The 21,030-nt window shown below is 70.1% G+C and carries 4 protein-coding genes; all 4 read left to right on the top strand.

The window, feature by feature from the left end; all coding sequences use genetic code 11:
• Positions 1–45: 45 nt before the first annotated feature.
• The 4 genes from AC0KTA_RS02395 (at position 46) to AC0KTA_RS02380 (ending at position 21,030) form a co-directional block, all read left to right on the top strand.
• A complete protein-coding gene (locus tag AC0KTA_RS02395) occupies positions 46–3,018 on the top strand; it encodes a helix-turn-helix transcriptional regulator (protein ID WP_481053398.1) in 2,973 nt (990 codons plus the stop codon).
• 657 nt (positions 3,019–3,675) lie between these two features.
• Positions 3,676–4,875 (top strand): cytochrome P450, encoded by a 1,200-nt coding sequence (locus AC0KTA_RS02390; RefSeq protein WP_481053397.1) that lies wholly within the window; start codon positions 3,676–3,678, stop codon positions 4,873–4,875.
• Positions 4,876–5,006: 131 nt separating this feature from the next.
• Entirely contained in the window at positions 5,007–5,213 is a 207-nt protein-coding gene (locus AC0KTA_RS02385; protein ID WP_481053396.1) for a ferredoxin, read from the top strand.
• Between the two features lie 262 nt (positions 5,214–5,475).
• Positions 5,476–21,030 (top strand): type I polyketide synthase, encoded by a 15,555-nt coding sequence (locus AC0KTA_RS02380; RefSeq protein WP_481053395.1) that lies wholly within the window; start codon positions 5,476–5,478, stop codon positions 21,028–21,030.

Below are 21,030 nucleotides of genomic sequence, written 5' to 3'. Positions count from 1 at the left end.
GAGCCATCCTCCTTTCAGGTTGATGAAAACGAGTGAGGTGGCATTGTGCAGCAGCAACATGGAGCGGTCATCGGCAGGGACGGCGACGTCCGCGAAGTAGCCGATGCCCTGTGCGCCACGGGTGACGCGGCGCGTGTCCTGCTCATCACCGCCGAGGCCGGGATGGGCAAGACCGCCGTGGTGGAGCAGGCGAGGCGTGCGGCGGCCCAGGACGGCGCCGTAGTTGTTCGGCTCGGCTGGAAAGACGAAGACACCGAGGACACGCCCAACGCGATCGTCATCGACTCCGGGCGCGGCCTGTTCGTCGAGGACCCCGACGGCTGCCTGCCGCCTCTCACCACCGCCCGCCGGGCACGGTTGCGCGCCGCCGCGCGAAAGGGGCAGTTCACCGGGCTGTCCGCCTTCTCCGAGGCACTGACCGAAACATCCCGCCAGACCCCGTTCGCGCTGGTCGTCGACGGCGTCGAGCGCATGCCGCAACGCAGCGCCGAAGCATTGGTGCTGCTGTTGCGGGTCTCCCGCCCACGCGGCGTACCCGTGGTGATGGCCGGCCGGCCGCAGCCCGCGGCGGACCCCGGCCGCGCCCAGCTGACGGCCGCGGCCGACCAGATTCTCCAACTGCCGCCACTGCAGCCGGCCGACGTCGCCACGCTCGTCAGCGGCCACATCGCCAGGCGGTTCGGCCGTCCAGCCGAACCCGCGCTGGCGGACGCCGTCTCGCGGGCGCTGGGCACACTGACGGGCAACCCGCGGGCCGTGCTGTCGGTGCTCGACACACTGGACGAGCAAGACCTGCTGGAACTCGACGGCCGGCTGTGTCTCACGCTTCCCGAAAAGCATCTGCGGTTGACCACGGAGCTGGCCGAGTTACTCGGGTTCGGCCGGCCCCACGCGCCCGCGGGCTTCGAGATCGTCCGGGCGGCGATCGTCGCCGCCCATGGGCTGGACCACGCCGAAGTCCACGTCGACGACGTATCCCGGCTGACGCCGTCGGCCGACGCCCAGCACATCGAGCGCACACTGGACCGGCTGGTCGCGGACCGGATACTGACCATCGACCAGCAGGGCCGCGTGTCGTTCGCCGTCCCGGCGCTCGCGGCCGCCTTACGGACTCTGTCCGACCGGTGCGGCGTGCAGTGCTTGCACGCGCGGCTTGTCACGCCGTTGGTGGGCCGGCTCGGAGCCGAAGCCGCCGGTGGTGGCTACCCGAGGCTGGCCGACCACGTCGCAGCCGCCGGGCCGCGCCTGGACGACGCTCTCGCTGTGCCGCTGCTGCTGGCCGCGGCCCGCGAGGACGCCAGGACCAACTGGCCAAGATCTGCCCGCGCCTACGCTGCGGCACTTCGCCGGCTCACGCCGCAGGATGGGCGCACACCAGGCGTGCTCAACGAGGCGAGCAGCCTGAGCCTGCGGCACGGCGACACCGGCGGGCTTCTGGCGCTCGGCGAGCCGCTGCTCGCCTGCCTGGACCTGCAGCACACCGAAATCACCGAGGACGCCGAGACACCGGCGGACCTGCAGGCTGTTGCCAGTGCCAGTGCCAGTGCCAGTGCCAGTGCCAGTGCCAGTGCCTGGGTGTGGGCGGCCGTTCACGAACACCGCTCCCCGTACGACGATGACACCGACCCCCGCTATCGTGAGGCGCTGGAACCGCTTCCCGCCGCGACCGGACTGGCAGCACTCGGCGGCGTCTACGGTATCGGCCCGCTGCCGCCCCGGCCGGCATCCACCGCGAACCCCGCCCCGGACACCGGTCCCGGACTCGGCTGTGCACCGTTGCCCTCGCCCGCCGAACTGCACCTGATGACCGCCGCGGTGGGTAGCCACACCGAACTGCGCCGGGCATTACAGAGCCTGCCTCCCAGCACGATCGACGAGGGAGCCCTGGACCGGCTGCGCAACGCCGCCGCCTACGCAGACCTGGCCGGTGCTCTCGCCGCTGTCCTCGGTGACCGGTACACCGCGGCACCGGAAAGCATCGCCGTCCAGTACCGGGGCATGATGCATGACTACCTGGCGGGGGACTGGGAGGCCGCGCTGGTCGGCGCCCGCCGCATCGAGGTGCGCAGCCGGACCCACGGCGCGGCAGGCGTCCCCCACCTGGCGCGGGCGCTGGCCGCGGAAATCCACTGCATGCGTGGGGACGTCGCACGTGCCCACGTGTGGCTCGGCCTGATTCCCGACACCGTCACCCATCCGCTGGCGGCGCGAGCACGGCTGGCCGTCCGGTACCGGTCGGGCCGAGAGGACGAGGCGCTGGAGGGGGCCTGGCACGACGCGCGGCAGGCACGAAAGAGCGGCCGGCTCGCCGGTGTCGAGCGTGTGCTGCTGCGCATCCTGTCGCTCGCCGCCTGCGAGGGCAGACCGCAGACGGTCGAGCAGGCCCTGGAGGAACTGGAAACCTTGCACGAGGAGGCGGCCACACCCATGACCCACGAGGCCCTCCTCATGGCACGTGGCATCGCACACCACGACGTGGACAGCGCGCTGACCGCTCACCGATTACTCAAGAGTCGAGGTGACGTCTACCTGAGCGTCATCTCCAGCCTGGGCCTGGCGCACATCGCCGACGACCCCCGCTCCTGGCTGACCGAGGCCATGCGCAACGCCCACAACCTCGCCCTCGGGCGGCCCTTCCGCAGCGCCGTCAACCGTGTCGCACAGCTGCGCAACATCCCTGTACCGAGACTCCGCCAACCCAACGACAAGCTGACCGAACTCGACATCAGGCTGGCACGCATGGTCAGCAACGGCGCGACCAACCGGCAGATCGCCGCAGAACTCGCCTGCAGCCACAAGACCGTGGAACAGCGCCTGACACGGCTGTTCCAGCGCACCGGCTGCCGCTCCCGGACAGAACTCACCGCGGCCTGGCTGAACGGAAGCCTCACCCGGCCCGGCCCACTGTCCCAGGACACGGCCGCCACGGGCACCCGAACTGCGCCCATGCCGGGGCCGAAAAGAGCCAGTGGCCGGTCCAGCCATGGCGCGGGTTCGCCGGTCGGCCTGTCGGCGTAGACATCGATGTCAGTGGTCCCGGTCTCATCCCTGCGATCCTGTCTGCCGGGGTATTGCACCGACAGGACGTCCACCGCCCCAGCGCCTGGGACATGGGAAAACCGAAGGGGGCCGGGCAGCCGGCGTGCGGCAGACAGACAAGCCGGATCGGGCCCTTGCAGGACCGCCGTGATCTGGGCCCGCTTCTCGGACTTGCCCGTCCCGACCTGCCGGCCGGTGCGCACCCGCTGGACGCCCATCGCGCCCATGGCCACGGCACCGAGCCGCCTCGGAGGGGTGTGTGCCCCGCACCTCGTCGGCCCTGCCCTGCGCCTCTCCGTCGCGAACTCCGGGTCCGCCCAGCGCGAGAGCCTGCGGTGGTGGCATCGGACGGACCCCCTCCCACGCATGTCGGTGCCGACAGGAACGCGGCAGCCGGAGCCGGCGTGCCCGGGGTCGGGGAGAGGTGGAGCCGCCACGCGTTCGGACGTCGCGGTGAGTGCACTCGCGCGCAGGGGTCAACAGCTCCCGCCTTTTGTCTAAGGAATTTCACAGAACGCGCCCGCAGAGTCCTTTTGGTGAGTTATCGGGTCGACGGCGAAGCTAACATCGAGATCGAGCCAGCCGGTGTAGCCGCCGACGACCTCGATGCATGGACTGTGAATCGATGGAGGAGTCTTGGTCGACGCCCTGCACCCCCCTGTGTCGCTGCCCACCAAGCGGAGCTGCCCCTTCGATCCTCCGGATGGCTACACCCCGCTGCGTGAGCAGGAGCGAATAACGCGCATGAGTTATCCGGGCGGCACGCCCGGGTGGCTCATCACCCGGCATGCCGAAGCGAAGGAACTGCTCACCCATAAGAGTTTCAGCGCGCGCCAGGAAGGGCTGATCTCCCCCGTCCCCACGGAGCTGGCGTACGACGGTCCGGCCGATCCGGGTGCTTTTGCGAAGACGGACGACCCGGTCCACAGCAAGTATCGCAAGCTGGTCACCGGCTTTTTCACGGTCCGGCGCACGCGTCAACTCACCCCCATGATCGAGCGAATTGTGCACGAGCAACTCGACGATCTGGAAAAGGCCGGGCCGGGCGCCGACCTGGTGGAGGTCTTCACCGAATCTGTTCCCTCCCGGGTGATGTGCGAGATGATCGGGGTCCCCGAATCGGAGCGGAAGAGTCTCCAGCGTCATGTGGAGACACTCGGCCGGCTCTCCTCCACCGTTCCCGCGGCGCTCGCCGCCGTGTCCGGGATGAGCGGGTTCCTGGCCCGCTTCGTCCCCAGCCGGATGGACGACCCCCGGGACGACATGCTCGGGGACCTCATCCGCGGCGGGCAGCTCACCGAGCAAGAACTCATGGGCATGACTGCCACGTTGATCACCGGGGCCTTCGACACCACGGGCAACATGCTCGCCATGGGCGTCTACACCCTGCTCGAGCACCCCGATCAACTGGTCAAGCTCCAGGAGGACCCGGAGCTCATGGGGGCGGCCGTCGAAGAGCTCCTCCGTTTCCTCACCATCTCCCACCTCGGGGCCAGCCGGTGGGCGCTCGAAGATGTCGAGTTCGCCGGTCGGACCATCAAGAAGGGCGAGGTGGTCACTGTCGCCCTCCCCGCCGTCAACCGCGACCCCGAGCGCTACGAGAACCCCGATCAGCTGGACATCGGCCGTACGGATCACGGGCACCTGGGGCTCGGCCACGGCGTCCACCAGTGTCTCGGCCAGCATCTCGCCCGCACGATCCTGCGCGTCGGCTACGAGGCCCTGTTCGACAGGTTCCCCACGCTGCGACTGGCCGTACCGGCCGATGAGGTCCCGATGCGGGACGACTGCGTGCACTACGGCCCCAGGTCGCTTCGCGTCACCTGGGACGACTGAGCGAGACGTACAAGCGGTGAATGCGACGGACGGTGGGATGTTCTCCCACCGTCCGTCACCGTCATGCAAGAGGGCCCACAAGACGTAGACATGTCGGCCCATCTCGAACAACAAGGTAGGACTGAGACCCGATGAGGATCACCGCCGACCGTGACGTGTGCTGTTCGGCGGGCCAGTGCGCGTTGATCGCGCCTGACCTGTTCGACCAGAGCGACGAGGACGGCTCCGTCGTGCTGCTCGACGCACAGCCCGACACCGGACTGCTGGACGTTCTGCGCGAGGTCGTATCCCGTTGCCCGACCGGTGCGATCCGGCTCGAAGAAGACCCTGGCGCGTGAAAACAGGGCCTGAGATTTCGGGGGCACGAATGCCGGCGGAGAACGCGAACGTGGCAAGGATCACACGGCTGGTGAAGCGCCGCTGAAACCAAATCCCCGGGAAACACGTCCGAGGTGTCAACCATGCCTGAGTGGGTTTCTAGGGTTTCCCTTACGAAACCAGAGCTAATGTGGCCGGTGTCCGTCTGGCAATGCGTGTTTTCGTAACTTTCAGGTCCGTTGCGCTCTTCCAGCGAACGACGCGTCAAGTGTGGAGTTTCTGATGCCTGCTGCATCCAACCAGAACAAAGCCGTTGAAGCGCTGCGCAAGTCGTTCAAGGAAATCGAGCGGCTCCGGCGTCAGAACCGCCAGCTGATCAGTTCGGCCACCGAGCCCATTGCCATCATCGGTATGGCCTGTCGATTTCCGGGTGGAGTGAATTCCCCCGAGGCGCTGTGGCGCCTGGTCGCCGATGGATCGGACGCCATCTCGCCCTTCCCGACAAACCGCGGCTGGGACGTGGAGGGGATCTACAATCCGGATCCGGAGCATCCGGGTACCAGTTACGTTCGCGAAGGCGGCTTCCTCCACGACGCGGATCAATTCGACTCCGCGTTCTTCGGCATCCCGCCCCGCGAGGCCCTGGCCATGGACCCGCAGCAGCGGCTGCTGCTTGAGACGTCGTGGGAGGTCATGGAGCGGGCGGGCATCGACCCCGCGTCGTTGCGTGGCAGCCAGACAGGCGTCTTCACCGGCGCCATGCACACCACTTACGCTTCCGAGGCCGCGCAGATTCCGGACGAGATCGAGCCGTACCTCCACAACGGCGCCACCACCAGCATCGCCTCGGGCCGTGTCTCCTACACCTTCGGTTTCGAAGGCCCCGCGCTGACGGTGGACACCGCCTGCTCATCGGCGCTGGTCGCCCTGCACCTGGCCGCGCAGGCGCTGCGTCAGGGCGAGTGTTCCATGGCGCTGGTCGGCGGTGCGACGGTCATGGTGAGCCCCAAGGGCTTCGTCACCTTCAGCCGCCAGCGTGGACTGGCCGCCGACGGCCGGTGCAAGGCGTTCGCCGACGCTGCCGACGGCACCACATGGTCCGAGGGCATCGGTGTGCTGCTGGTGGAACGGCTGTCCGACGCGCGGCGCAACGGGCACCAGATCCTGGCGGTGGTGCGCGGCTCCGCCGTGAACCAGGACGGCGCGAGCAACGGCCTGACGGCCCCCAACGGCCCCTCTCAGCGCCGCGTGATCCGGCAGGCCCTCGAGAACTGCGAGCTGACCACCAGCCAGATTGACGCGGTCGAGGCGCACGGTACGGGCACGTCGCTGGGTGACCCGATCGAGGCGCAGGCGCTCCTTGCCACCTACGGGCAGGACCGGCCGGAGGGACGGCCGCTGTGGTTGGGCTCGCTGAAGTCGAACCTCGGTCACACACAGGCCGCTGCCGGTGTGGCCGGCGTCATCAAGATGGTGATGGCGATGCGGCACGGCGTGCTGCCGAAGACACTGCATGTCGACGCCCCGTCGAGCCACGTGGACTGGTCCGAGGGCGAGATCGAGCTGCTGACCGAGTCCAGGCCGTGGCCGGAAACAGGCGAGCCGCGCAGGGTCGGTGTGTCCTCGTTCGGCGTGAGCGGGACGAACGCGCATGTGATCCTGGAGCAGGCTCCGGAGGCTGAGGCGGCCGAGGCCGAGGCTGCCGAGGAGCCTGCCGACGGCGGCGTCGCGGGTCCGGTGGCCTGGGTGATGTCGGGCAAGAGCGACACCGCGTTGCGGGCGCAGGCCGGCCGGCTGCGGGAGTTCGTGGCGGAGCGTCCGGAGCTGGGCGCCGCCGATGTGGCGCTCTCCCTGGCGACGACCAGGTTCGCGTTCGAGCAGCGCGCCGTGGTGACCGGGACCAGCCGTGAGGAGCTCCTCGAGCGCCTGGAGGCGGTGGCCGAGGGGGCGAAGCTCCCCGGTGTGGTCTGGGGGAAGGACGCCGAAACACCTGGTCGCTCGGTCTTTGTGTTCCCGGGTCAGGGGGCGCAGTGGCTCGATATGGCGGTGGAGCTGCTGGAGTCCTCGCCGGTGTTCGCCGAGGCGATCGGTGAGTGTGAGTCGGCTTTGTCGGCTTATGTGGACTGGTCGTTGACGGACGTGCTGCGCGGTGCTGAGGGTGCGCCTGGTTTTGACCGGGTGGATGTGGTGCAGCCGGTGTTGTTCGCGGTGATGGTGTCCCTGGCGCGGTTGTGGCGTTCGGTGGGTGTGGAGCCGGACGCGGTGATGGGGCACAGCCAGGGCGAGATTGCCGCGGCGTGTGTGGCGGGTGCGTTGTCGCTGGAGGACGCCGCGAAGGTGGTGACCTTGCGCTCGCAGGCCATTGCTGCCGGTCTTGCGGGTCGTGGCGGCATGGTGTCGGTCGGGCTGCCGGTCGACCAGGCGCGGGAGCGCATCGCCCGGTGGGGTGGTGTGATCTCGGTTGCGGCGGTGAACAGCCCCGGTTCGGTTGTGGTGTCCGGTGACCCGGGCGCGCTGGACGAGATGGTCGCGGAGCTTGAGGGTCAGGAGGTGCGGGTTCGCCGGGTTCCGGTGGACTACGCCTCGCACTCCGCGCATGTGGAGGAGATCCGCGAGAAACTGCTGAAGGTACTGGCGGACATCGCGCCGCGCTCATCGGAGGTGCCGTTCTATTCGACGGTGTCCGGTGAGCTGGTGGACACGGCCGCTCTGGACGCGGGGTACTGGTACCGGAATCTGCGGCAGACGGTGGAGCTGGAGTCCACGACTCGCCTCCTGCTCGATGAGGGCCACACCGTGTTCATCGAGGTGAGCCCGCATCCGGTATTGACCCTGCCGGTGCAGCAGACCGTGGAGGCCGCCGAGGCGCAGGCCGTGGTCGTCGGCACGCTGCGGCGGGACGAGGGCGGACCCGAGCGGTTCCTGACCTCCGCAGCTGAGCTTTATGTCAGCGGGGCAAGCGTTGACTGGCGGAAGGTGTTCGCCGGACACGGCGCTCGCCAGATCGACCTGCCGACCTACCCCTTCCAGCGGGAGCGCTTCTGGCTTGACGTTCCCGCGGGTGTGGGCGATGTGGGTTCGGTGGGGTTGGGCTCGCTGGGGCACCCGTTGTTGGGTGCGGTGGTGTCGTTGGCCAGTGGTGGCGGAGTGCTGCTGAGCGGACGGTTGTCGTTGGCCACGCATGAGTGGCTGGCGGATCACGCCGTCCACGGGGTGATGCTGCTGCCCGGGACGGCGTTCGTGGAGCTGGTGGTACTGGCGGGCGATCAGGTCGGCTGTGGTCGGGTTGAGGAACTGATCCTGGAAGCGCCGCTGATCGTGCCCGAGAAGGGCGGGGTGCACCTTCAGGTTGAGGTGGAGGAGGCGGATGCTTCTGGCTTCCGCGAGGTGAGTGTGTTCTCGCGGGAGGAAGCGGAGGGTGAGGGTGCCGCCTGGACGCGGCATGCCCACGGTCTGCTGGGTTCGGCCGCGCCCGGCTCCGAGGCCCGGTTCGACTTTGGTGTGTGGCCGCCGGTGGGGGCTGAGTTGGTTGATGTGTCGGGTGAGTATGCGCGGGCGGCGGAGTACGGGCTGGGGTACGGGCCGGTTTTCCGGGGGTTGAGGCGTGCGTGGCGGCGTGGTGGTGAGGTGTTCGCGGAGGTCGAGCTCCCGGAGGGTGAGCGGGAGCGGGCGGGCCGGTTCGGTCTGCATCCGGCGTTGTTCGACGCGGCGTTGCATGCGATGGGTGTGAGTGAAGGTCTGGCGGGTGGTTCGGGGAGTTTGCTGCCGTTCTCCTGGCGTGGGTTTGCTCTGGAGGCGGTGGGTGCGACGTCGCTGCGGGTGCGGTTGGCGTCGGCGGGTGCTGGGTCGGATGCGGTGTCGGTGGTGGTGGGGGATGAGTCGGGGCGTGGGGTGGCGTCGGTCGAGTCGCTGGTGCTGCGGCCGGTTGACGCGGATCAGCTGAACACTGTGGGCGGGGTGGCGCGGGATGCGCTGTTCCGGGTGGAGTGGGTGGATGCGCCCGGGGTTGTGGTGGCGGGTGGGGTGGTGTCGGGGATCGAGGTCGTGCGGGTGGTCTCCGGTGGTTCGGATGTGGTGAGTGAGGTGTATGGGCGGGTTCTTGAGGTCCTGGAGCGGGTGCAGGCGTGGGTGGGGGATGGGGATCTTGCGGGTGAGCGGTTGGTGGTGGTGACCCGGGGCGCTGTCGATGCGGGCGATGGTGTGCGGGATATGGCTGGGGCTGCGGTGTGGGGTCTGGTGCGGTCCGCGCAGTCGGAGAATCCTGGGCGTCTGGTGCTGGTGGACACCGATGACGTGGATGGTGTCGACGGTCTGCTTCCCGGGGTGCTGGCTCTGGGCGAGGAGCAGGTGGTGGTGCGGTCGGGTGCGGTGCGGGTGCCGCGCCTGGGCCGGGTGCCGGCGCCGGATCCGTCGGAGTCGGGGGCGTTTGGCTTCGGTGCGGTGCTGGTGACGGGCGGCACGGGTGTTCTGGGTGGTTTGGTGGCCCGGCATCTGGTGGCCCGGCATGATGTCAGGAAGCTGGTGCTGCTGTCTCGCCGTGGTGCGGAGGCCGAGGGCGCGACGGAGTTGCGGGCGGAGCTGGAGGCTGCGGGCGCTGAGGTGGTGATCGCGGCGTGTGACGCGGCGGATCGCCAGGCTTTGGCTGGGGTGTTGTCGGGGTTGCCGGCGGGCTTCGCGTTGAGCGGTGTGGTGCATGCGGCGGGTGTGCTGGATGACGGGCTGCTGACGTCGTTGACCCGTGAGCGGGTTGAGCCGGTGTTGCGGGCGAAGGTGGACGCGGCGTGGAACCTGCATGAGCTGACCGAGGGGCTGGACCTGTCGGCGTTCGTGCTGTTCTCCTCGGCGACGGGCACGTTGGGCGGGCCGGGCCAGGGAAGCTACGCGGCGGCGAATGTGTTCCTGGACGGCCTCGCCTCGTGGCGGCGGGGTCAGGGGTTGCCGGGTGTGTCGATGGCGTGGGGTCTGTGGGCCGAGGCCAGCGGCATGACCGGACACCTCGGCGAGGACGACGTCCAGCGGATATCCCGCTCGGGCCTGGTACCACTGGCCACGGACGAGGGGCTTGAGCTGTTCGACGCGGCTCTGATCTCGGCTGCGGTTGTTCCGGTTCTCTTCCGGCTGGACATCCCGGCGCTGCGTGCGCAGGGCGCCGAACTCCCCGCCCTCTTCCGCAACGTCGTGCCGGGGATGACGGTCCGGCGCGTCGTGGGCGCCGGAGCCGCGGACGTGGACGACATCGCCGCTCGTCTGCGGCGGCGACTGGCCGGCATGTCCGAGGCGGATCAGGAGCAGTTCCTGCTCGAGGAGCTGATCCGCGTCCAGGCGGCCGCCGCCTTGGGACACGCGAAGTCGGACACTGTCGAGGTGGGACGGCCCTTCAAGGAACTGGGCTTCGACTCGCTCACCGCCGTGGAACTGCGGAACCGTCTGAGTGCGGAAACGGGTCTGCGCCTCCCGGCCACGCTTGTCTTCGACTACCCGAACCCGACCGTACTGGCGGGCTATCTGCGCTCGGAGATCCTCGGGGCGCAGGACACGGCCATCGCGGCGCCGGCGGCGGGCGGATCCGCCAACACCCCGGCACACACGGACGACGACCCGATCGCGATCGTCGCCATGAGCTGCCGTTTCCCCGGTGGGGTGCGGACGCCCGAGGAACTCTGGCACCTGGTGATGGGTGGTACCGACGCCACCGCCTCGCTCCCGTCCAACCGCGGCTGGGACCTCGAGACGACGTACGACCCGGACCCCGCGCGCGAGGGCACGTACTACGCCCGCAACGGTGGCTTCCTCTACGACGCGGACCAGTTCGACCCGGCGTTCTTCGGGATCTCGCCGCGTGAGGCGCTCTCGATGGACCCGCAGCAGCGGCTCCTGCTGGAAACCTCGTGGGAGGCGTTCGAGCGGGCCGGTATCGACCCCGAGTCGGCGAAGGGAAGCCGGACCGGAGTCTTCGTCGGCGTTGTGTACAACGACTACGGCACCCGGCTACAAGGGAACGCCCCCGAAGGCTTTGAGGGCTATCTCGGCACCGGCAGCGCGGGCAGCGTGGCCTCGGGCCGGATCTCCTACACCTTGGGCCTGGAAGGGCCCGCCGTGACGGTGGACACCGCGTGCTCGTCGTCGCTGGTCGCGCTGCACCTCGCGGTCCAGGCGCTGCGCCAGGGCGAATGCGACTTGGCGCTCGCCGGTGGCGCGACGGTGATGTCCACACAGGCCGGGCTGGTGGACTTCAGCCGTCAGCGCGCGCTGTCCGCCGATGGCAAGTGCAAGGCGTTCAGCAATGACGCAGACGGATTCGGATTCGCCGAAGGCGTCGGGCTGCTGCTCGTCGAACGGCTGTCGGACGCCCGGCGCAACGGCCACGAGGTGCTGGCCCTCGTCCGGGGCTCGGCGGTCAACCAGGACGGTGCGTCCAACGGCCTGACCGCCCCGAACGGACCGTCGCAGCAGCGGGTGATCCGCGCGGCGCTCAAGACCGCCCGTCTGTCGGGCGCCGAGGTCGACGCGGTGGAGGCGCACGGTACGGGTACGTCGCTGGGTGACCCGATCGAGGCGCAGGCCCTGCTGGCCACGTACGGCCAGGACCGGCCCGCGGACCAGCCCCTGTGGCTCGGATCGGTGAAGTCGAACATCGGCCATTCGCAAGCGGCGGCCGGTGTGGCTGGTGTCATCAAGATGGTGATGGCGATGCGGCACGGCGTACTGCCGAAGACGCTGCACATCGATGAGCCGTCACAACACGTGGACTGGTCAGCGGGCGACATCGCGCTGCTCACCGAGGCCACAGCCTGGCCGGAGTCGGGCCACCCGCGCCGCGCCGGCGTGTCGTCCTTCGGCGTGAGCGGGACCAACTCGCACGCGATCCTGGAGCAGGCGCCGGAGGCCGAGGCGACCGACGACGCTGAGGCCGAGGTCGCCGATGGTCCGGTGGCGTGGCTGGTGTCGGGCCGTAGCCAGGAGGGGCTGCGGGCGCAGGCAGGGCGGCTGCGGGAGTTCGTGGCCGAGCGCCCCGAGCTGGGCGCCGCCGATGTGGCGTTCTCGTTGGCGTCGTCGCGTTCGGTGTTCGAGCACCGTGGGGTGGTGACGGGTGCCGGCCGTGAGGAGCTTCTGGCGCGGTTGGGTGCGTTGGCCGGCGACGAGGTGGCCTCGGGTGTGACTCGTGGTGTGGCCGATGTGCGTGGTCGTTCGGTGTTTGTGTTCCCGGGTCAGGGGGCGCAGTGGGTGGGTATGGCGGTGGGGTTGCTGGAGTCCTCGCCGGTGTTCGCCGAGGCGGTCGGTGAGTGTGAGTCGGCTTTGTCGGCTCATGTGGACTGGTCGTTGACGGACGTGCTGCGTGGTGGCGAGGGTGCGCCTGGTTTTGACCGGGTGGATGTGGTGCAGCCGGTGTTGTTCGCGGTGATGGTGTCGCTGGCGAGGCTGTGGCGTTCGGTGGGTGTGGAGCCGGATGCGGTGATGGGTCACAGCCAGGGTGAGATTGCCGCGGCGTGTGTGGCGGGTGCGCTGTCGCTGGAGGACGCCGCGAAGGTGGTGGCCTTGCGCTCGCAGGCCATTGCGGCCGGTCTTGCGGGTCGTGGTGGCATGGTGTCGGTGGGGCTGCCGGTCGACCGGGCGCGGGAGCGTATCGCCGCCTGGGACGGTGCGATATCGGTTGCCGCGGTGAACAGCCCCGGCTCGGTTGTGGTGTCCGGTGATCCGGGTGCGCTGGATGAGATGGTCGCGCGGCTGGAGGGTGAGGAGATCCGGGTCCGCCGGGTTCCGGTGGACTATGCCTCGCACTCCGCGCATGTGGAGGAGATCCGCGAGGAGTTGCTGAGGGTTCTGGCGGATCTGAAGCCCCGTACCTGCGAAGTGCCGTTCTACTCGACGGTGTTCGGTGGGCTGGTGGACACGGCCGATCTGGACGCCGAGTACTGGTACCGCAACCTGCGCCAGACCGTGGAGCTGGAGGCCGCTACCCGCACGCTGCTCGGCACCGGGCATGGTGTGTTTATCGAGGTGAGCCCGCATCCGGTGCTCACCCTTCCCGTACAGCAGACGGTCGAGGCCGCCGATGCCCAGGCCGTGGTTGTGGGGACCTTGCGGCGCGACGAGGGCGGCCTGGATCGGTTCCTGACCTCCGCCGCCGAGGTATTCGCGCGTGGCACCAAGGTCGACTGGGCCGTCACCCTGGAGGGCCGTGGCGCCCGCCGGGTCGAGCTGCCGACGTACGCCTTCCAGCGGCAGCGGTACTGGCTGGACGCCGTCTCGGCTGCTGAGGTGGCGGCCACCGTCGACGCTCTGGGCGCGGACGCGGTGGACGCGCGTTTCTGGGAGGCGGTGGAGCGCGAGGATCTGGAGGCGCTGGCGCGGACGCTGGAGGTGGAGGGTGAGGAGGCGCAGTCGTCGTTGACGGCGTTGCTTCCGGCGTTGTCGTCGTGGCGTCGTCAGCGGCGTGAGCAGAACACGGTGGACAGCTGGCGTTACAAGGCGGTCTGGAAGCCACTGGCATCCGCGTCCGAGTCGACGCTCTCGGGCACCTGGCTCGTGGTCGTTTCGGAAGCCTGTGGTGACGAGGCTCTGGCTGCCGCCGTGCTGGATGGCTTGACCGGCCGTGGTGCGCATGTCGTCTCCGTGGTCGTCGGGGCGGCGGATGACCGCGAGGCGGTCGCGGAGCGGCTGCGTGTGGCGCTTGGCGGTGCGGCGGTGGAGCCGTCGGGCGTGGCGGGTGTGTTCTCGCTGCTGGCGCTGGACGAGGCCGGGCATCCGACGTTCGGTGTGGTGCCGGGCGGTCTTGCCGCGTTGGTGGGGCTGGTTCAGGGGCTGGGTGATGCGGGTGTGGTGGCTCCGCTGTGGTGTGGTACCCGGGGTGCGGTGTCGGTGGGTCGTTCCGATCGGCTGGTGAGCCCGGTGCAGTCGATGGTGTGGGGTCTGGGCCGGATCGTGGGGGCGGAGTATCCCCAGCGCTGGGGCGGTGTTGTGGACTTGCCCGAGACCATGGACGGCCGTGCGGCGGTCCGTCTGGTCGGGGTGCTGGCGGGTGTGGAGGGTGAGGACCAGGTCGCGGTGCGTGGTTCGGGGGTGTTCGCCAAGCGCATGGTGCGGGCCACGGCGGCTGAGGACGTGGAGGGCCGCGGGCCCTGGCAGAGCCGGGGTTCGGTGTTGGTGACGGGTGGTACGGGTGCGCTGGGTGGCCATGTGGCTCGTTGGCTGGCGCGTACGGGTGCTGAGCATCTGGTGCTGACCAGCCGTCGGGGGATGGAGGCCGAAGGCGCCGTCGAGTTGAAGGCGGAGTTGGAGGGCCTGGGTGTCCGGGTGACGGTGGTGGCGTGTGATGCGGCGGACCGTGAGGCGCTGGCGGTGGTGCTGGAGGGGATTCCGCGGGAGTTGCCGCTGACTGCCGTGGTGCATACGGCCGGTGTGCTGGACGACGGCGTGGTGGATGCCCTGACGGTGGAGCGGGCGGCCGGGGTGTTGCGTCCGAAGGTGGATGCGGCGCGGAATCTGCATGAGTTGACCGCGGGGATGGATCTGTCGGCGTTCGTGTTGTTCTCCTCGGCGGCGGGCACGTTGGGTGGCCCGGGCCAGGGGAGTTACGCGGCGGGTAACGCCTATCTCGACGCGCTGGCGTTGCAGCGGCGCGCGGATGGCCTTCCGGCCACCTCCATCGCCTGGGGCGCCTGGGCCGGGAGCGGTATGGCGGTTGACGGGGAGCTCGAAGAGCAGATGAGCCGCTCGGGGATGCTGGCCATGTCCCCCGAGCTGGCGATTTCGGCGCTGCACCAGGCGTTGGACCACGATGAGACGTTCCTCGCCGTCGCGGACATCGACTGGACACGTTTCGAAGCGGACTCTTTCGACACCCCCCTCTTCCGCGAGTTGCGCAGCGCGCGGACCACGGCCACGGGGAAGCAGTCCACGCCGGGCAGCGCCGACCGCGGGCGGGCGGAACTTCACGACCGGCTGGAAGCTCTGCCCCGGGAGAAGCGCGAAGCCGCGCTGCGCGATCTGGTGCGTGCCCAGGCCGCCGATGTCCTCGCTCACGACAGCGCGGACGCGGTCGCCTCGGACCGTGCCTTCCGCGACCTCGGATTCGACTCGCTGACCGCCGTCGAACTGCGCAATCGGATCGGCGCGGCGACCGGGCTGCGGCTGCCGGTCAGTCTGGTCTTCGACTACCCCACGCCCACGGTGCTGGCGCGGTTCCTGAACGGCGAGATGTTCGGTACCGAGGAAGGTGGCGCCGCCGAGATCACGCCGACCCGATCGGACTCGTTCGACGAGCCCATCGCGATCGTGGCGATGAGCTGCCGCTTCCCGGGCGGCGTACGGACCCCTGAGCAGCTGTGGGATGTGGTGAACGCCGGAGTCGACACGATCTCCGGATTCCCCGACGACCGTGGCTGGGACCTCGAGGGGCTCTACGACCCCGACCCTGACAAGCCGGGCAAGACCTACGCGCTCACCGGCGGATTCCTGGACAACGTCGCCGACTTCGACCCGGACTTCTTCGGTATCTCACCGCGTGAGGCCCTGGCCATGGACCCCCAGCAGCGGCTGCTCCTTGAGACGTCCTGGGAGGCGTTCGAGCGGGCCGGCATCGACCCGGCGGCGTTGCGCGGCAGCCAGGCCGGTGTCTTCATCGGCTCGAACTATCAGGACTACAGCGGCCGGGCGATCAGCGCGCCGGACGGTGTGCAGGGCTATCTCGGACTCGGCAGCGCGTCCAGCGTCGCCTCCGGCCGTCTCTCCTACACCTTCGGCTTCGAGGGCCCGGCCGTCACGGTGGACACCGCGTGTTCGTCGTCGCTGGTCGCCCTGCACATGGCCTGCCAGTCGCTGCGCCAGGGCGAGTGCGACATGGCGCTGGCCGGCGGTGTGACGATCATGGCCACACCGGGCACGTTCATCGAGTTCAGCGCCCAGCGTGTGCTGTCGCCGGACGGACGGTGCAAGGCGTTCTCCGCCGAGGCCGATGGCACCGGCTGGTCCGAGGGCGTGGGCATGCTCCTTGTGGAGCGGTTGTCGGACGCCCGGCGCCGCGGCCACAAGGTGCTGGCCGTCGTCCGGGGTTCGGCGATCAACCAGGACGGCGCTTCCAACGGTCTTACGGCGCCCAACGGCCCGTCGCAGCAGCGTGTGATCGGCAAGGCTCTTGAGAACGCGGGTCTGTCGGCCGCCGATGTGGACGCGGTCGAGGCCCATGGCACGGGTACCTCGCTGGGTGACCCGATCGAGGCGCAGGCGCTGCTGGCCACCTACGGCAAGGAGAAGTCCGAGGACCAGCCGCTGTGGCTGGGTTCCATCAAGTCGAACATCGGGCACACGCAGGCCGCCGCCGGTGTCGCGGGTGTCATCAAGATGGTGATGGCCATGCGCGAGGGCGTCCTTCCCAAGACCCTCCACGCGGATGAGCCCTCCCCGCATATCGACTGGACCAGCGGCGCCGTGTCGCTGCTGAACGAGGCGACCGCGTGGCCGGAGACGGACCGCCCGCGCCGGGCGGCCGTGTCGTCCTTCGGGATCAGCGGCACCAACGCGCACACGATCATCGAGGCGGCCGACCCCGTTGAGTCGCCGTCGCCGGAGACGGGTGGCGATGCCACCGGTTCGCCGGCCGGTATCACGGTGGTTCCCTGGCTGCTCTCCGGCAGCAACGCCGATGCGCTGAGCGCTCAGGCCGGGCGGCTGCGCGAGTTCGACGGTGTGCGCACCGCGGACGTCGGTGACGTCGCCGACATCGGCTATTCGCTGGCGACCACCCGTTCCGCCCTGCCCTACCGCGCTGCTGTGGTCGCGGAGGACCCAGCGCAGTTCCGCTCCGGGCTCGCAGCGCTGGCGGAGAGCAGGAACGCGGCCACGCTGATCCAGGGCGTGGCACGGGCCGAGCACAAGACGGCGTTCCTGTTCTCGGGCCAGGGTGCGCAGCGGCTCGGCATGGGCCGGGAGTTGTACGACGCCTTCCCGGTGTTCGCCCAGGCGCTGGACGAGGTGTGCGCGTATCTCGATATGCTGCTCGACCGTCCGCTGACCGAGGTGATGTTCGCGGCCGAGGGCAGTGCCGACGCCGAACTGCTGAACCAGACGGCGTTCACCCAGCCCGCGCTCTTCGCCATCGAAGTGGCGCTGTTCCGGCTGCTGGAGCACTGGGGCATCACCCCGGATGTGCTGATCGGCCACTCCATCGGTGAGATCGCCGCCGCCCACGTGGCCGGGGTGTTTTCCCTGGAGGACGCGTGCGCCCTGGTGGCGGCCCGTGGCCGGCTGATGCAGGCGCTGCCCGAAGGCGGCGCGATGGTGGCCGTCCAGGCGCCCGAGGAGGAGGTCGCCGCGTCGCTGGCCGGTCGTGAGGCCGAGGTGAGCATCGCGGCCGTCAACGGCCCCACGGCCGTGGTCATCGCGGGCGACGAGCCCGCCGTGCTGGAGATCGCCGGACAGTGGGAGCGAGAGGGCCGTAAGACACGCCGCCTGCGGGTCAGCCACGCCTTCCACTCCCCGCGCATGGACGGTGTGCTCGGTGACTTCCGTAAGGTCGTCGAGGGGCTGTTGTTCGCCCCGCCGACCATCTCCCTGGTCTCCAATGTCACCGGTACCCCGGCCGACGCTGACGAGGTGTGCTCGCCGGAGTACTGGGTCCGGCATGTGCGCGAGGCCGTGCGGTTCGCGGACGGGGTACGGACCCTGGAGAACCTGGGCGTGACCTCGTTCGTCGAGGTGGGCCCGGACGGTGTGCTCACCGCGATGGCGCAGGACTGCCTGACGGCCGCAGAATCCGATGGCGCGGTCGCTCCCGCCCTCGTAGCCGTGCTGCGCAAGGATCGGCCCGAGCTTCAGTCGCTGACCATGGCGCTGGCCGAACTCCACGTCCACGGCGCCACGGTGAAGTGGGACGCGGTGTTCGCCGGGCATGGCGCCCAGCGTGTGGAGCTGCCCACCTACGCGTTCCAGCGGCGGCGCTACTGGCTCGAAGCCGCGCCGACCACCAGTGGAGATGTGACATCGGCCGGCCTGGACTCGCCCGACCATCCGCTCCTCGGCGCCGCCGTCGCCCTGGCCGAAACCGACACCTACCTGTTCACCGGGCGCCTGTCGGGCGCCACTCAGCCGTGGCTGGCCGACCACGCCTTCGCGGACACCGTTCTCTTCCCCGGCACGGCCTTTGTGGAACTGGCCCTGCGCGCGGCCGAGCAGGTGGGCTACGAGCGGGTGGAGGAACTGACCATCGAAATGCCGTTGGTCCTGCCCGTGCGCGGCGCGGTCCAGATCCAGCTCGCCGTGGGCGAGCCCGACGAGTCCGGAGCCCGCTCGCTCAACCTGTACTCCAGGCCCGAGGACGCCCAGCCGGACGACCCCTGGACACGTCATACGACCGGCCTGCTCAACAGGGACCCGTCCACCACGGAACCGGAGTCCGTGGCCGCCGACTTCGCCGTGTGGCCGCCTGTGGAGGCGAAGGCCATCGACGTGGCGGATCTCTACGACCGGTTCATCGACGTCGGCTTCGCCTACGGCCCGGCCTTCCAGGGGCTGCGCGCCGCCTGGCGCCGTGGCGACGAGATCTTCGCCGAGGTCGACCTGCCCGAGGCGCAGAAGGGCGAGGCCGCGCGCTACGGTCTCCACCCAGCGCTGCTCGACGCGTCTCTGCACACCGTGGCGTTCAAGCCGTCCGGCAGCGACGGCAGCACCCTCCCGTTCTCATGGAACGGCGTGACCCTCCACGCAAGCGGCGCGTCCGCGCTGCGCGTACGGCTGACGAGCGTCGGCGAGGACACGGTCTCCCTGCATGTCACCGACACCTCCGGCGCGCTCGTCGCCTCGGTCGACTCCCTCGTACTGCGGCCCGTGGCCCCGGAGCAGGTCAACTCCGCCCAGCCGCACGAGTCGCTGTACCAGGTCGAATGGGTGCCGACCGCCCCGGAGACGAGCGGCGCGGCCACCGGGCGCTGGGCGCTCGTCGGACCCGACCAGGCCGAGCTGACCGGCGTCCTCGGATCGGCCGATGTCACCATGGACACCTACCCGGACCTCGCGGCCCTGGCCGAGGCCATCGACGCGGGCGCGACCGCGCCCGACGTCGTACTCGCCGCGAACGTGTCCCGCACCGGCCGGACGCGGGAACTGGCACAGGCGGTACGGGAAGCCGGCCACCACGCCCTCGACCTGCTCAAGAGCTGGCTGGCCGACAACCGCCTCGGCGCCTCCCGGCTGGTGTTCCTCACCCAGGGGGCCATCGCCGCGGGCGACGACACCGATGTGGCCGACCCCGCCAGTGCGGCCGTCTGGGGCCTGGTGCGCTCGGCCCAGTCCGAGAATCCCGGCCGGTTCGTCCTGGCCGACCTGGACGACCTGGAAGGCTCGCGCCGGATCCTCCCCGCGGCGCTCACCACCGACGAACCACAGATCGTGGTCCGGAACGGCACGGTCCTGGCCGGCAGGCTGGCCCGGGTAGCGGCGCGCGGCAGCGCGTCCGAGCAGGGCGGCGCGCGGTCGGCCACGACCGGCGTCACCTGGGACCCGCAGGGCACCGTCCTGGTCACCGGGGCGGCATCCGGCCTCGGCGGCCTGGTCGCCAAGCACCTCGCCGGCGAGCACGGCGTCCGCCACCTCGTGCTGGTCAGCCGCCGCGGCCTCGCCGCGGACGGCGCGGCCGAACTGCGGACGGAGCTCACGGACCTCGGCGCCCATGCCGTGGTCGCCGCCTGTGACACCGCCGACCGCGACTCCCTCGCCGCGCTCCTGGCCTCCCTGCCGGACGAACACCCGCTCACCGCCGTGGTGCACACCGCCGGAGTGCTGGACGATGGCGTCGTCGAAGCCCTCACCCCCGAGCGGATCGACCGTGTGCTGCGGCCCAAGGTGGACGCGGTGCTCAATCTGCATGAGCTGACCGCCGGTCTCGACCTGTCCGCGTTCGTGCTCTTCTCCTCGCTCTCCGGGACCCTCGGCGGCACCGGCCAGGCCAACTACGCGGCCGCCAACGCCTTCCTGGACGCGTTCGCCCACCGGCGCAGGGCCGAGGGCCTTCCCGCCCAGTCGCTCGCCTGGGGCCTGTGGGAGGAGCGCAGCGGCATGACCGGCAAGCTGGACGAGGCCCATATGCGGCGCCTCGCCCGCGAAGGCGTGACCCCGATGTCCTCCGAGGAGGCCCTGGCCCTGTTCGACACCGCTTGCGGCATCGACGCGGCCACCGTGGTCCCGGCACGGCTCAACGCCGCGGCGTGGCGAGCCCAGGACGGGCCGATCCCGGCGCTGCTGCGGGGCATCATCCGGACCACGGCTCGACGCGGCGCCGCGAAGGCGTCCACGGGCGGCTCCGGTGCCAACCCCGCCGACCTGCGTCGCCGTATCGGCTCGATGAACCCCGCCGCCCGGCAGCAGGCGCTCCTCGAACTGGTCACGGAGCACGCGGCCATGGCGCTGGGCCACGACAGCCCGCGCATGATCGCCCCTGACCGTGGCTTCCTCGAGCTCGGCTTCGACTCGCTGACCGCGGTCGGACTGCGCAACCAGCTGGGCACGGTGACCGGCCTGCGGCTCCCCGCCACCCTGCTGTTCGACTACACGACGTCCAGGGCGCTGGCCGGCTACCTGGCGCAGGTGCTTGTCGCGGAAGAGCCGGACGCATCGCTGGTGCTGCCGGTTCTGTCGGAGCTGGAGAAGCTGGAGAGCTCAATCGTCGAGGTGGTGGCGGACGAAGCCGCCACGGCACGTCTCACCTCGCGCTTGCAGCAGGTCCTGGCGAAGCTGACCGCGGGGCAGCAGGCGGAGACGGCGAATGGTGGGGTCGCCGCCGCCGACACGTTCGAGTCGGCGACCGACGACGAGATCTTCGACTTCCTCGACGAGGAGCTCTCGTGA

This window comes from Streptomyces sp. Y309 (genome assembly GCF_056712025.1).
Note: the sequence above shows the minus strand (reverse complement) of the source record. Positions and strands in the feature narration are given on the sequence as shown.